This is a genomic window from Amycolatopsis eburnea (assembly GCF_003937945.1).
Taxonomy (GTDB): domain Bacteria; phylum Actinomycetota; class Actinomycetes; order Mycobacteriales; family Pseudonocardiaceae; genus Amycolatopsis; species Amycolatopsis eburnea.
This window is the reverse complement of sequence record NZ_RSEC01000058.1, coordinates 1,110,341-1,125,011: the sequence shown is the minus strand read 5'-3', so window position 1 is coordinate 1,125,011 and position 14,671 is coordinate 1,110,341. Positions and strand designations below refer to the sequence as shown.

Genomic DNA, 14,671 nt, shown 5'->3' with positions numbered 1-14,671 from the left:
TCTCCGCGGTTTCGTTCTGGTCAGGGAAGATCGAGGGCCAGGGAGACGAGGTCGTCCACGTCCATGGCGTCGATCGAGGCTTCGGCGGGTTCGGCGGGCCAGGCGTCCGGCCCGGCCAGCCGCAGCAGGGCGTCGAGCAGCCCGGCTTCCCGCAGCCGGTCCACCGGGATCGCCGCGAGCACGGCGGCGAGGTCGGGCTCGACGTGCAGCTCGGCTTGCAGGTGCGTGGCGAGCGCGGTCGCGTCCGGGTAGCTGAACACCAGCGTCGGGGGTAGCCGCAGGCCGGTTTCGGCGCCGATCCGGTTGCGCAGCTCGACCGCGGTGAGCGAGTCGAAGCCGAGGTCGCGGAACGCCTGCCGGGCCGGGACGGCGTCCGGGTCGGCGTGCCCGAGCACGGCCGCCACCTGGGCGCGGACGAACCCGATGAGCACGTCGAGCCGCCCGGCTTCGGGCACCGCCGCCAGCCGTTCCCGCAGCTGCGCGGGTGCGGCCGTGCGGGCCGGGGCCCGGACGAGACCCCGCAGCAGCGCGGGCACTTCGCCCCGCACCGTGAGGTCGAGCCGCATCGGCACCAGCGTCGCCGAACCGTCCGCGCGGGCCGCGTCGAACAACGCCAGACCATCCTCAGTGGACAGTGCGGTGACGCCGCCCCGGCGTTCGCCGTCGCCCATGCCACCGGCCCACAGGCCCCACGCGAGGGACTGCGCCGGACGGCCCGCCGCGCGGCGGTGGGCGGCGAGCGCGTCGAGGAACGCGTTCGCGGCCGCGTAGTTGGCCTGCCCCGGTGTGCCGAGGGTGCCCGCGGCCGAGGAGAACAGCACGAACTCGGTGCCGTCGCCGGCCAGCTCGTGCAGGTGCCAGGCGGCGTCGGCCTTGGCCTGAAGCACGGTCTCGACCTGCTTCGGCGTGAGCGTCTCGACGACGCCGTCCGCGAGCACGCCGGCGGCGTGCACCACCACCGTGACCGGGTGCTCGGCGAGCAGCACGGCCACCGCGTCCCGATCGGCGAGGTCGCACGCGGCGAGCGTGACGTCCACGCCGAGTTCGCGCAGGTCAGCGGCCAGTTCGGGTGCTCCCGGCGCGGCCTCGCCCCGCCGGCTGACCAGCACCAGGTGCGCGGCGCCGCGGGTGGCCAAGTGGCGGGCGACGGCCGCGCCGAGCGCGCCGGTACCGCCGGTGACCAGCACCGTCCCCGAGACCGCTGGGGCCGGGGCGTCCGTGGGCCGGACGCGGGCCAGCCGCGGCACCAGGACCGCGCCGTCGCGGACCGCCGCCTGCGGTTCCTCGGCGGGCACCGGCACGACGGCCGGGCCGTCCAGGTCGAGCAGCGCGAACCGGTCCGGGTGCTCGGCCTGCGCGGACCGCAGCAGGCCCCACACGGCGGCCGCGGCCAGGTCCGGCACGTCCTCCCCGTCCCGGGTGGCGACCGCCCCGCGGGTCACGACGACCAGCCGCGGCCCGTCCCCGGCCACCCACTCCCGCACGGTGGCCAGCACGCCGGTCACGGTCTCCCGCACCACGTCCGGCACCGCACCCGCACCCCGCGGCACGGGCAGGAACGCCACCTCGGCGGAGTCCTGCGCCACGACCTCGGCACCGGCCTGCTCCAGCGCGGTGACCAGGTCGGGGTCGTCGCCGAGCACCGCGCAGCGCGTGAACGCCGCCGGCGTGCCGGCCGGGACCCAGTCGACGCGGAACAGCGCGTCGCGCACCCCGAGTCCTTCGGCCGAGAACGGCCGCAGCGCCAGCGCGTCCACGACGCCCACCGGCGCGCCGGTCCCGTCGGCCAACGCGAGCGCGAAGCCGTCGGGCACCGGGGTCAGCCGGACGCGCAGGCTCGTCGCCCCGGTCGCCGCGAGGTGCACGCCGGTCCACGCGAAGGGCAGCTGAGCCGTCCCGTCGCCGCGCAGGGCCGCGGTGTGCAGGGCCGCGTCGAACAGCGCGGGGTGCAGCAGGAATCCTGCCGGGACGTCGGACAGGCCGACCTCGGCGAACAGTTCGTCGTCCCGCGTCCACGCGGCCCGCAGGCCCTGGAACGCCGGCCCGTAGCCGAAGCCGGCTTCGGCGAACCGCGGGTAGACGTCGTCGACCGCGACCGGCTCGGCGCCCGCCGGCGGCCATTCCGTCAACGCCACCACGGGTTTCGCGCCTTCGGTGACCGTGCCCTCGGCGTGCCGGGTCCACGGCTCGGTGGCGTCCCGGCGGGCGTGGACCCGCACCGGCCGCGCCCCGGCTTCGGGGGCGCCGACCGTGACCTGCACCTGAACCCCTTGCTCCGGCAGCACGAGCGGCGCTTCCAGGGTCAGGTCCGTGACGACGTCGCAGCCGGTTTCGGCCGCGGTCCGCAGGACGAGTTCCAGCAGCGCGGTGCCCGGCAGCAGCGTGGTCCCGCCGACGGTGTGGTCGGCCAGCCACGGGTGCGTCCGCGGTGACAAGCGGGCCGTGCCGAGGACGCCGTCCTCGTCCGCGAGCGGCACGACCGCCGCCAGCAGCGGGTGCCCGGTCGCGGCCAGGCCCGCCGAGGCGACGTCGCCGGACGGCGCGGCGGCCAGCCAGAACCGCTCGCGCTGGAAGGCGTACGACGGCAGGTCGACGTGCCCGCCGCCGGGACCGAACCCGGCGGCCCAGTCGACCGCGCCGCCCCGGACGTAGCGCCGGGCCAGCGCGGTGAGCAGGGTTTCCACCTCCGGGCGGCCGGCCCGCATCGTCGCGACGGCCTCGCCGTCGTCGACCAGCGCGGTCAGCACGCCGTCCGGGCCCAGCTCCAGGAAGTCCGTCGCGCCGGTGGCGCGCACGGCGTCGTGGAACCGGACCGGCTCGCGGACCTGACGGACCCAGTGCGCGGCCGTGGCCGGATCGCCGTTCTCCACTGTGGACACCATCGGGATGACCGGGTCGGTGAAAGACAGTCCCTCGACGACCGCGCGGAACTCGTCGAGCATTGGCTCCATCAACGCGGAATGGAACGCGTGGCTCGTGTTGAGCCGCTTGGATTTCGCGAACGTCGCCGCATACTCGGTCACGGCCGCTTCCTCACCAGAGAGCACCACCGAATCCGGCCCGTTCACCGCGGCCAGCGAGACACCTTCCGGCAGCTGAATGTCCTCTTCGGACGCCTGGACCGCGATCATCACGCCGCCCTCGGGCAGCGCCTGCATCAGGCGGCCCCGCGCGACGACCAGCGTGGCCGCGTCCTCAAGACTCAGCACTCCGGCGACGTGCGCGGCCGCGATCTCCCCGACCGAGTGCCCCACGACGACATCCGGGTGGACGCCCCACGCTTCCAGGAGCCGGAACAGCGCGACTTCGAGCGCGAAGATCGCCTGCTGCGCGAACTCGGTCTCGGGCGAGCCGAGGAAGTCGCCGAGCCGTGGGTCGAGGTGCGCGCAGACCGCGTCGAACGCCGCCGCGTACACCGGGAACGCCTCGTACAGCTCGCGTCCCATCCCCGGCCGCTGCGAACCCTGGCCGGTGAACAGGAACGCGGTCCGGCCGTCCGGCGTCACGGAACCGGTGACGACGCCGGGTTCGCCGCGGCCGAGCGCGGCCAGCCCGGCCCCGACGTCGCCGACGACGACGGCCCGGTGGGCGTGCTGCGCCCGCGTGGTGACCAGCGCGTGCGCCACCGCCGCGAGCGGCCGGCCGGCCAGGTGCGCCCGCAGCCGCGTCGCCTGGGCACGCAACGCGGCCTGCGACTTGGCGGTGAGCACGACGGGCGGGCACGGGTGCGCCGGGACCGCCACCTCGGCGGGTGCCGGAGCGGCTTCGAGGATGACGTGGGCGTTGGTGCCGCTGATCCCGAACGACGACACCGCGGCGTACCGGACCGGCCCTTCGACCGGTTCGGTGAGGAGCCGGACGGCACCGGCGGTCCAGTCGACGTGCGGGGTCGGCTCGTCGACGTGCAGCGTCTTCGGGAGCACACCGTGGCGCAGGGCCTGGACCATCTTGATCACGCCAGCGACACCCGCGGCGGCCTGGGTGTGCCCGAGGTTGGACTTGATCGAGCCGAGCCACAGCGGCGTTTCCCGGTCTTGCCCGTAGGTGGCCAGCACCGCCTGCGCCTCGATGGGGTCGCCGAGCCGGGTCCCGGTGCCGTGCGCCTCGACGACGTCCACATCGGACGGTCCGAGCCCGGCGGCCGCCAGCGCGGCCCGGATCACGCGCTGCTGCGACGGCCCGTTCGGCGCGGTCAGGCCGTTGGACGCGCCGTCGGAGTTGACCGCGGAACCGCGGACCACGGCGAGCACCCGGTGACCGTTGCGCTGGGCGTCGGACAGGCGTTCCAGGACGAGCACGCCGACGCCTTCGGACCAGCCGGTGCCGTCGGCGGCCGCCGCGAACGGCTTGCAGCGGCCGTCGGGCGCCAGCCCGCGCTGGCGGCTGAACTCGACGAACGTCGCCGGGGTCGCCATCACCGTGACGCCACCGGCCAGCGCCAGCGAGCACTCGCCGGAACGCAGCGCCTGCGCCGCGAGGTGCAGGGTGACCAGCGACGACGAGCACGCCGTGTCCACAGTGACCGCCGGGCCTTCGAGACCGAACGTGTAGGCGACGCGTCCGGTAAGGACACTGCCGGAGTTGCCGATGCCGACGAACCCTTCGACCCCCTCGGGCACGTTCGTCAGGCGGGCGCCGTAGTCGTGGTACATCTGGCCGGCGAACACGCCGGTGCGGCTGCCGCGCAGCGCGCCCGGGTCGATCCCGGCGCTCTCGAAGGCCTCCCACGACGTCTCCAGCAGCAACCGTTGCTGCGGGTCCATGGCGAGGGCTTCGCGGGGGCTGATCCCGAAGAACGCCGCGTCGAATTCCGCCGCGTCGTAAAGGAAACCGCCCTCGCGGGTGTAGGTCGTGCCGGTGCGCTCGGGGTCCGGGTCGTACTCGACGTCCCAGCCGCGGTCGGCCGGGAACTCGCCGATGCCGTCGCGCCCGTCGAGGACCAGCCGCCAGAGGTCGTCCGGCGAACCGATGCCGCCGGGGTACCGGCAGCTCATGCCGACGATCGCGATGGGTTCGTCGACGGCCGCGACCACCGGTGCGGCCGTGTCGGCGCGTTCGCCGGTCAGCTCGGCTTCGAGGTGCTCCGCCAGCGCGGCGGGGGTCGCGTAGTCGAACACGACGGTCGCGGCGAGCCGGAGCCCGGTGACGGTGTCGAGCCGGTTGCGCAGCTCGACCGCGGTCAGCGAGTCGAAACCCAGGTCGGAGAACGCCTGGCCGGGTTCGACCGCGCCGGCCGACGCGTGCCCGAGCACGGCCGCGGCCTCCGCGCGGACGACGTCGAGGAGGTTGTCCGTGCGGGGTGCCGAGGCGGCCCGCCGGACCGGCACCCGGACGAGCCCGCGCAGGATCGGCGGGAGGTGCTCGCCCTGGGCGCGCAGGCCCGCGTGGTCGAGCAGCACCGGCCACAGCACGGCTTCGGCGTGCGCGAACGCCGCGTCGAACAACGCCAGCCCGGTCTCGGTGTCGATCGGGCGCAGGCCGCTGCGTTCGATGCGGCGGCGCTCGGCCGCGGCGAGTTCGGCGGCCATGCCCCCGTCCAGCCACGGTCCCCAGGCCAGCGACCGGCCGGGCAGCCCGTGCGCGGCGCGGTGGGCGGCGAGCGCGTCGAGGTAGGCGTTCGCGGCCGCGTACCCGGCCTGCCCGGCGCTGCCGAACGCGCCGGCGACCGAGGAGAAGAGCACCAGGTGCGCTTCGGGGACCAGCTCGTGCAGGTGCCTGGCGGCATCAGCCTTCGGGCCGAACACGGCGGCGAGCCGGGCCGCGTCCTGGGCGTCGAGGAGGCCGTCGTCGAGGACGCCGGCGGCGTGCACGACCGCGGTCGGCGGCAGCTCGCGCACCAGCTCGGCCAGCGCGTCCCGGTCGGCGACGTCGCACGCGGCGACGGTCACCCGCGCGCCGATCGCTTCCAGCTCGGCGACGAAGTCTTTCGCCCCCGGAGCGTCGAGACCACGGCGCGAGGTGAGCACGAGGTGCCCGGCTCCCTGCTCGGCGAGCCGCCGCGCGACGGCCGCGCCGAGCGCGCCGGTACCGCCGGTGACCAGGACGGTCCCGTCCGGCCCGGCGATCGGCGCGGGATCACGGGCGACGGCGGCGCGGACCAGCCGCGGCACGAGGACCCGGCCGTCACGGACGGCGGCTTCCGGCTCGTCGGGCAACGCGGGGAGGTCGTCGGACGGCCCGAGATCGGCGAGCGCGAACCGGCCCGGGTGCTCCTGCTGCGCGGTCCGCAGCAGGCCGCGGGCCGCGGCGGCGGCGAGGTCGGTGACGTCCTCCCCCGGCCGGGTCGCCACGGCGCCGCGGGTGACGACGACCAGCCGCGCGGACGCGGACCGGTCGTCGGCGAGCCAGTTCCGCACCAGCTCGAGGGCGTTCGCCACGGCCTCGCCCGGTTCACAGGGTTCCCACTCGGCGGCGACGACGGGCGTCGGCGCGACGGCGTCGGCCGGGACCCAGCCGAGGCGGTAGAGGGACTGCGCGGGCGTCACCTGCGCCGCGGACACCGGGCGCAGCGCGAGCGAACGCACGCTCGCCACCGCGCGGCCGGTCTCGTCGGCGAGAGCCAGCGCGACCGCTTCCGGGCCCGCGCGCCGGATGCGCACGCGCAGCGCGGCCGCGCCCGCCGCCGTCAGGGACAGGCCCGTCCAGGAGAACGGCAGGTGCGGGCCGTCGACGAAGCCGCCGAGGCCGAGCCCGTGCAGGGCGGCGTCGAGCAGGGCCGGGTGGAGGCCGTAGTCCTCCGCCTCGTAGCCCGCTGGCAGCGCGACCTCGGCGTACACCGTGTCGCCGTCGCGCCACGCGGCCCGCAGGCCCTGGAAAGCGGGGCCGTAACCGAAACCCTGCTCGGCGGCCCGGTCGTAGAGGTCGTCCACGGCCAACGCACCCGAGGGCGGCCACGCGGTGAGGTCTTCCGCTTCCGGCGTCGCCGCGCTCACCTTGCCGGTGGCGTGCAGGGTCCAGGTGTCCGCATCGGACGGTCGCGAGTGGATGGTCACCCCGCGCTCGGGGCCGACCGTCACGCGCAGGGCGACCTCGCCGTGCAGGACGAGCGGCGCGCCCAGCGTCAGTTCCTCGACGACCGGGCAGCCCAGTTCCGCGCCCGCGCGCAACGCCAGTTCGGCGAACGCCGCGCCCGGCAGCAGCGGCGTGCCCAGCACCTCGTGCTCGGCCAGCCACGGGGTCGTCCGGGCCGACAGCGAGCCGGTGAACACCGTGCCGCCGTCCGGCAGCTCGACGGCCGCCCCCAGCAGCGGGTGCCCGGGCGCGGACTGCCCGAGCGCGGTCACGTCACCGGCGGCGGGACCGGCGTCGAGCCAGTAACGGGTGTGTTCGAAGGCGTAGCCGGGCAGCTCGGCCGGTGTCGACTCGGGGAACACGGCCGACCACCGCGGCGAAGTCCCACCCACGTGCAGCCGCGCGAGAGCGGTCATCACGCTTCGCACTTCACCGCGGTCCTTGCGCAGCAGGGGAATCGCACCGTCGACCATGGCACTCAGGACGGCGTCCGGTCCGATCTCGACGAACGTCTGCGCGTTCGTGGCCGCGACCGCGTCGGCGAACCGCACGCACTCGCGGACCTGACGCACCCAGTAATCCGGTCCCTCTTCCACAGTGGACACCCACGGAATGACCGGCTCAGCCACGGTCAGCCCGTCGATCGCCGCCGCGAACTCCGCCAGCATCGGCTCCATCAACGCCGAATGGAACGCGTGGCTGGTGTTGAGCCGCTTGGTCTTCGGGAACTTCGCGGCGTACTCGGTCACCGCGGCTTCCTCACCGGACAGCACCACAGCATCCGGCCCGTTCACCGCGGCCAGCGAGACACCGGCCGGAAGCTCGATGTCCTCCTCGGATGCCTGGACCGCGATCATCACGCCACCTTCCGGCAGCGCCTGCATCAACCGGCCCCGCGCCGCGACCAACGTCGCCGCGTCTTCGAGAGTGAGCACCCCCGCGACGTGCGCCGCCGCGATCTCCCCTACCGAGTGCCCCACCACGACGTCCGGCCGGATACCCCACGACTCCAGCAGGCGGAACAGCGCGACTTCGAGCGCGAAGATTCCCTGCTGGGCCAGATCAGTGTCCGGCGCGCCAGACAGCTCCTTGACCCGCGGATCCAAATACGCGCAAGCAGCGTCGAACGCCGCCGCGTACACCGGGAACGTCTCGTACAGCTCCCGGCCCATCCCGGCCCGCTGCGAACCCTGTCCGGTGAACAGGAACGCGACCTTGCTGCCCGCCGCCTGTCCGATGTGGACACCCGGTGCGGGCGTTCCCGCCGCCACCGCTTCGAGGCCGCGCACCAGCTCGGCCCGGTCCGCGCCGACGACGGCGGCCCGGTGGTCCAGCGACGCGCGTCCGGTGGCCAGCGTCCGAGCCACGGCCGCGACCGGCTGCTCCGGCGCCCCGAGCAACCGCCGCGCCTGCTCACGAAGAGCGGACGGCGACTTCGCCGAGAGCACCCACGGCACGGCAAGCCCCAAGCGCCCCAATGTGGCGTTGGGTGCGCTGGACGCACCCAATGTGGCGTTCGGTGCGTCAGACGCACCCAACGCCACATTGGGGTACTCCTCCAGGATCACGTGGGCATTGGTCCCGCTGATCCCGAACGACGACACCCCGGCCCGCCGGACCCGGCCGGAAGCGGGCCACGGGACGGACTCGGTGAGCAACCGGACGTCGCCGTCGGCCCACTCGACGTGCGGGGTCGGCTCGTCGACGTGCAGTGTCTTCGGCAGCATCCCGTGCCGGAGCGCCTGCACCATCTTGATCACGCCCGCGACCCCGGCGGCCGCCTGCGTGTGGCCGACGTTCGACTTGATCGACCCGAGCCACAACGGCGCCGAGCGGTCCTGCCCGTAGGTGGCCAGCACCGCCTGCGCCTCGATGGGGTCGCCGAGCCGGGTGCCCGTGCCGTGCGCCTCGACGGCGTCCACATCGGACGGTGCCAGCCCAGCGGTCGCCAGTGCCGCCCGGATCACCCGCTGCTGCGACGGCCCGTTCGGCGCGGTCAGGCCGTTGGACGCGCCGTCGGAGTTGACCGCCGAGCCGCGGACCACGGCGAGCACGCGGTGGCCGTTGCGCCGGGCGTCGGACAGCCGTTCCAGGACGAGCACGCCGGCGCCTTCGCCCCACCCGGTCCCGTCGGCCGCGGCGGCGAACGACTTGCACCGGCCGTCGGCCGCGAGCCCGCGCTGACGCGAGAACTCGACGAACGTCGCCGGGGTCGCCATCACCGTGACACCTCCGGCCAGCGCCAACGAACACTCCCCCGACCGCAGCGCCTGCGCGGCCAGGTGCAGCGCCACCAGCGACGACGAACACGCCGTGTCCACGGTGACCGCCGGGCCCTCCAGCCCGAACGTGTAGGCGACGCGTCCGGAAAGGACACTGCCGGAGTTGCCGATGCCGAGGAACCCCTCGACGTCCGACGGCGCGGTCGTCAGCCGGGCGCCGTAGTCGTGGTACATCAGGCCCGCGAAGACGCCGGTCCGGCTGCCGCGCAGCGCGTCCGGCGCGAGGCCCGCGTGCTCGAACGCCTCCCACGACGTCTCCAGCAGCAACCGCTGCTGCGGGTCCATCGCCACGGCCTCGCGCGGCGAGATCCCGAACAGCGCCGCGTCGAATTCCGCGGCGTCGTAGAGGAAACCGCCCTCGCGGGTGTAGGTCGTGCCCGGGCGCTCGGGGTCGGTGCTGTACTCGACGGTCCAGCCGCGGTCGGCCGGGAACTCCCCGATGCCGTCGCGGCCCTCCGCGACCAGCCGCCACAGGTCGTCCGGCGAGCCGACGCCACCGGGGTACCGGCAGCTCATGCCCACGATCGCGATCGGCTCGTCGGCGCGCACGACGGTCGCCGCGACCTCGGACACCGAGGTGCCCAGCAGCTCCGCGCCGAGGTGCGCGGCCAGCGCGTCCGCGCCGGGGTGGTCGAACACGAGCGTCGACGACAGCCGGAGCCCGGTCGCCTCGGCGAGCCGGTTGCGCAGCTCGACCGCGGTCAGCGAGTCGAACCCGAGGTCGCTGAACGCGCGCGTCGCGTCCACGCGGGTCCCCGGCTCGTGCCCGAGCACGGCCGCGGCTTCGGTCCGGACCAGGTCCAGCAGCAGCGTCTCGCGCTCGGCCGCGGGAGCGGCGGCCAGCCGGTCGCCGAACGACGAAACCAGGCGGGTCCGCCGGGCCGTGGTGCGCACGAGGCCGCGCAGCAACGCCGGCACCGGACCACCGCGGAACGCGGCGAGGTCGAGCCGCACGGGCAGGCTGACCGCGCGGTCGGCCGCCAGCGCGGTGTCGAACAACGCGAGACCGTCCTCGACGGACAGTCCATCCCGGCCGTCGGCCATGCCGGTTTCCCAAGCACCCCAAGCCATCGAGGTTCCGGGGAGTCCCGCGGACCGCCGGTGCTCGGCCAACGCGTCCAGGTAGGCGTTGGCGGCGGCGTAGTTGGCCTGGCCGGCCGCGCCGAAAACACCCGCCACCGAAGAGAACAGGACGAGGTGCGCGTCGGGGACGAGTTCGTGCAGCAGCCAGGCCGCGTCCACCTTCGGCCGCAGCACGGCCTCGAACCGTTCCGGCGTAAGCGAAGTGAGGACGCCGTCGTCGAGCACCCCGGCGGCGTGTACCACCGCGTCGAGGCCGGGCAGCGTGGCGAGCAGGGCCGAAACGGCGTCGCGGTCGGTGAAGTCGCACGCCACGACTTCGGCGCCCAGCTCGGTGAGGGCCGCCGCGCCGGGAGCGTCCGGACCGCGGCGGCCGGCGACGACTACCCGGCCGGCCCCGCGGCCGAGGAGGTGCCGGGCGAGCGCGGTGCCGAGCGCACCGGTGCCACCGGTGATGAGAACCGTGTCCCACGCCGGGAATTCGGCCGCCGGTGCGGCGGCGCGGGTCAGGCGGGGCACGAACACCCGGCCGTCGCGGACCGCGAACTGCGGTTCCCCGGCCGGGAAGCGGGTGAGCCCCTCGACGTCGTCGGTGTCCACCAGCAGGAACCGATCGGGATGCTCGGCCTGCGCCGCCCGGACCAGACCGCCCACGGCCGCGCCCGCGAGGTCGGTGACGTCGTCGATGACCGCGCCGCGCGTCACGACGACCAGGCGCTCGTCGGGCGCGGGATCCGCGGCGAGCCAGTCCTGCAGCTCGGCGAGCACCCGCGCGGTCGCCGCGTGCACCGCGGCGGGATCGGTACCGGCGTCGACGGTCAGGAACACCGGCCGGACGTCCTCGGCGGTCCCGCCCGGCGGCAGCTGCGGCCAGTCGACGGCGAACAGCGACTGCCGCGGCACCGCCACCGGCCGCACGGTCAGCGCCTCGACCGCGACCACCGGTTCCCCGGCGTCGTCGGTCGCCACCAAGGTGATCGTCTCGGGGCCGGTGGCCGACAGCCGGACGCGCAGGGCCGAGCGGCCGCGCGCGGACACCGTCACGCCGGTCCAGCTGAACGGCACCCGGCCCGCGCCGGTGTCCGGCAGGACGCCGAGCGCCATCGCGTGCAACGCGCTGTCGAGCAACGCCGGGTGCAGCGCGAACTTCCCTGCGTCGGCGGACAGGGCCACCTCGGCGAAGACGTCGCCGCCCCGCCGCCACGCCGCGCGCAGGCCCTGGAACGCGGGGCCGTAGCCGAACCCGCGGTCGCCGAACCGGGTGTAGAGGTCCTCGACGTCGACGGGTTCGGCGTCCGCGGGCGGCCACTCGGCAGGGACGGCCGGAAGCCGGTTTCCGCTGGTCAGCGTGCCGGACGCGTGCCGGGTCCAGGGTTCGTCGAACGCCGAACCCGCCGGGCGCGAATAGATCCGCAGGGCGCGGGTCGCGCTGACGGTGATCTGGATCTCGACCCCGCCGTCCGGGAGGGTCAGCGGCGTTTCGAGGGTGAGTTCGCCGATGCCGTCGCAGCCGGCCTGCTCGGCCGCGCGCAGGGCGAGTTCGACGAACGCCGTCCCCGGCACCAGCGTCGAACCGAGCACCACGTGGTCGGCGAGCCACGGGTGCGACCGCGGCGAAAGGAGGCCGGTGCACAGGAACCCGTCGCCGTCGGCCAGCGCCAGCGCGGCCCCCAGCAGCGGGTGGTCGGGGTGGGTGAGCCCGGCGGCGGTGACATCGCCGGTCGCGGCCGGCGCGGCCAGCCAGAACCGCTCGTGCTCGAACGGGTAGTGCGGCAGCGGGAGGCGCCGCGTGCCGCCGAAGAACGCCGGCCAGTCGACGGCGGTCCCGCGGACGTGCAGGGTGCTCAGGCCGCGGATCAGCGTGGCGGCCTCCGGGCGGTCGGCGCGCAGGAGCGGGACGGCGCCGTCGGTGAGCGGGGCGAGGACCGCGGCCGGGCCCAGCTCGGCGAAGACGGTGACGCCCTGGGCGCGCAGCCGCTCGACGCCGTCGTGGAACCGGACCGGCTGCCGCACCTGGCGGACCCAGTAGCCCGCGTCCCACGCCGCGTCCTGCTCCACAGTGGACACCAGCGGGACCGTCGGCGCGGCGTAGGAGAGTCCGTCGAGAACCGTGCGGAACTCGGCCAGCATCGGCTCCATCAGCGCCGAGTGGAAGGCGTGGCTGGTCTTGAGCCGCTTGGTCTTCGCGAACGTCGCCGCGTACTCGACCACCGCGGTTTCCGCCCCGGACAGCACCACCGAGTCGGGGCCGTTCACCGCGGCCAGGGAAACCCCTTCCGGCAGCTCGATGTCCTTTTCGGACGCCTGTACCGCGATCATCGCGCCGCCGGACGGCAACGCCTGCATCAACCGGCCCCGCGCGGCGACGAGCGCGCAGGCGTCTTCCAGCGTCAGCACCCCGGCGACGTGCGCGGCCGCGATCTCGCCGACCGAGTGGCCGAGGAGCAGGTCGGGCCGCACGCCCCACGACTCCAGCAGCCGGTACAGCGCGACTTCGAGGGCGAAGATGGCCTGCTGGGCGAGTTCGGTCTCCGCCGACCCCGACAGGTCCCGCACCCGCGGGTCGAGGTGGGCGCACAAGGCGTCGAACGCGGTCGCGTAGGCAGGGAACACCTCGTACAGCTCACGGCCCATCCCGGCCCGCTGCGATCCCTGCCCGGTGAACAGGAACGCGGTCTTGCCTCCGGGTTCACCCTGGATGACGTCGAACGCGCGCAACGCGGTCACCAGCGCGTCCCGGTCCTCGGCGACGACGACCGCGCGGTGGTCCAGTCCGCCGCGGGTGGCCAGCGCGGCCGCCAGGTCCGGCAGTTCGACGTCCACTGTGGAAAGACGTTCGGCCTGCTCGCGCAAGGCGGACGCGGTCCGCGCGGACAGCAGCACCGGCGTGACCGGCAGCGTGGTCAGCGCGGCCGGTTCGGCTGCCGGGGCCTGCTCCAGGATGACGTGCGCGTTCGTGCCGCTCATCCCGAACGACGACACGCCCGCGCGGCGCGGCCGGCCGGTCTCGGGCCACGGCTGGGCCTCGGTGAGCAGCCGGACGTTCCCCGCCGCCCAGTCGACGTGCGGCGTCGGCTCGTCGACGTGCAAGGTCTTCGGCAGCACGCCGTGGCGCAGGGCCTGGATCATCTTGATCACGCCGCCGACCCCGGCGGCGGACTGGGCGTGCCCGATGTTCGACTTCAGCGAGCCCAGCCACAGCGGGTGCGGCCGGTCGCGGCCGTAGGTGGCCAGCACGGCCTGCGCCTCGATGGGGTCGCCGAGCCGGGTGCCGGTGCCGTGCGCCTCGACGGCGTCCACATCGGACGGCGCGAGCCGGGCCCCGGCCAGCGCGTCGCGGATCACCCGTTGCTGCGACGGGCCGTTGGGAGCGGTGAGGCCGCTGCTCGCGCCGTCCTGGTTGACCGCGGAACCGCGGACGACGGCGAGGACGTCGTGGCCGTTGCGGCGGGCGTCGGACAGCCGCTCCAGCAGGAGCAGGCCGACGCCTTCGGCCCAGCCGGTGCCGTCCGCGGCGGCGGCGAAGGACTTGCAGCGCCCGTCCGCGGCCAGCCCGCGCTGGCGGCTGAACTCGACGAACAACGTCGGCGAGGCCAGCACCATGACACCGCCCGCGAGCGCGAGCGAACACTCGCCCGCGCGCAGGGCCTGCGCGGCGAGGTGCAGCGCAACCAGCGACGACGAGCACGCCGTGTCGACGGTGACCGCCGGGCCCTCCAGCCCGAACTGGTAGGCGAGCCTGCCGGAGATCACGCTGCCCGCGTTGCCGGTCAGCAAATGCCCCTCGAGCCCCTCGGGAGCGACGGACCAGCCACTGCCGTAGCCCGAGGAGGACGCGCCGACGAACACGCCGGTGCGCCCGCCGCGCAGGCCCGCCGGGTCGACCCCGGCGTCCTCGAACAGCGCCCACGCCGATTCGAGCAGCAGCCGCTGCTGCGGGTCCATCGCGAGCGCGGCCCGCGGCGAGATGCCGAAGAAGCCCGCGTCGAACCCGGCGACGTCGTCGAGGAAACCGCCGGCGGCCGCGTGGCTCGCGCCACGACCGTCCGGATCGGACAGTGCGGCGAGGTCCCAGCCGCGGTCGGCGGGGAACGGCGTGACGGCGTCGCGGCCGTCCCGCACGAGGTCCCACAGGTCGTCGGGCGACGCCACGCCGCCGGGGTACCGGCAGCTCATGCCGACGACGGCGATCGGCTCGGGTTCGCCGGACTCGACCTCCTGCAGGCGCGTGCGCGTCTGCTGCAGCTCGGCGGTCACCCGCCGGAGGTACTCGACCAGCCGGTCCTCGTTGGACACCG

The 14,671-nt window shown here is 75.1% G+C and carries 1 protein-coding gene; it reads right to left on the bottom strand.

From position 1 onward, the window contains the following. Positions 1 to 20 precede the first annotated feature (20 nt). Positions 21 to 14,669 carry a type I polyketide synthase gene (locus EIY87_RS30570; RefSeq protein WP_125313276.1) on the bottom strand — a complete coding sequence of 4,883 codons (14,649 nt, stop codon included), beginning with the start codon at positions 14,667 to 14,669 and terminating at the stop codon, positions 21 to 23. Positions 14,670 to 14,671 lie beyond the last annotated feature (2 nt).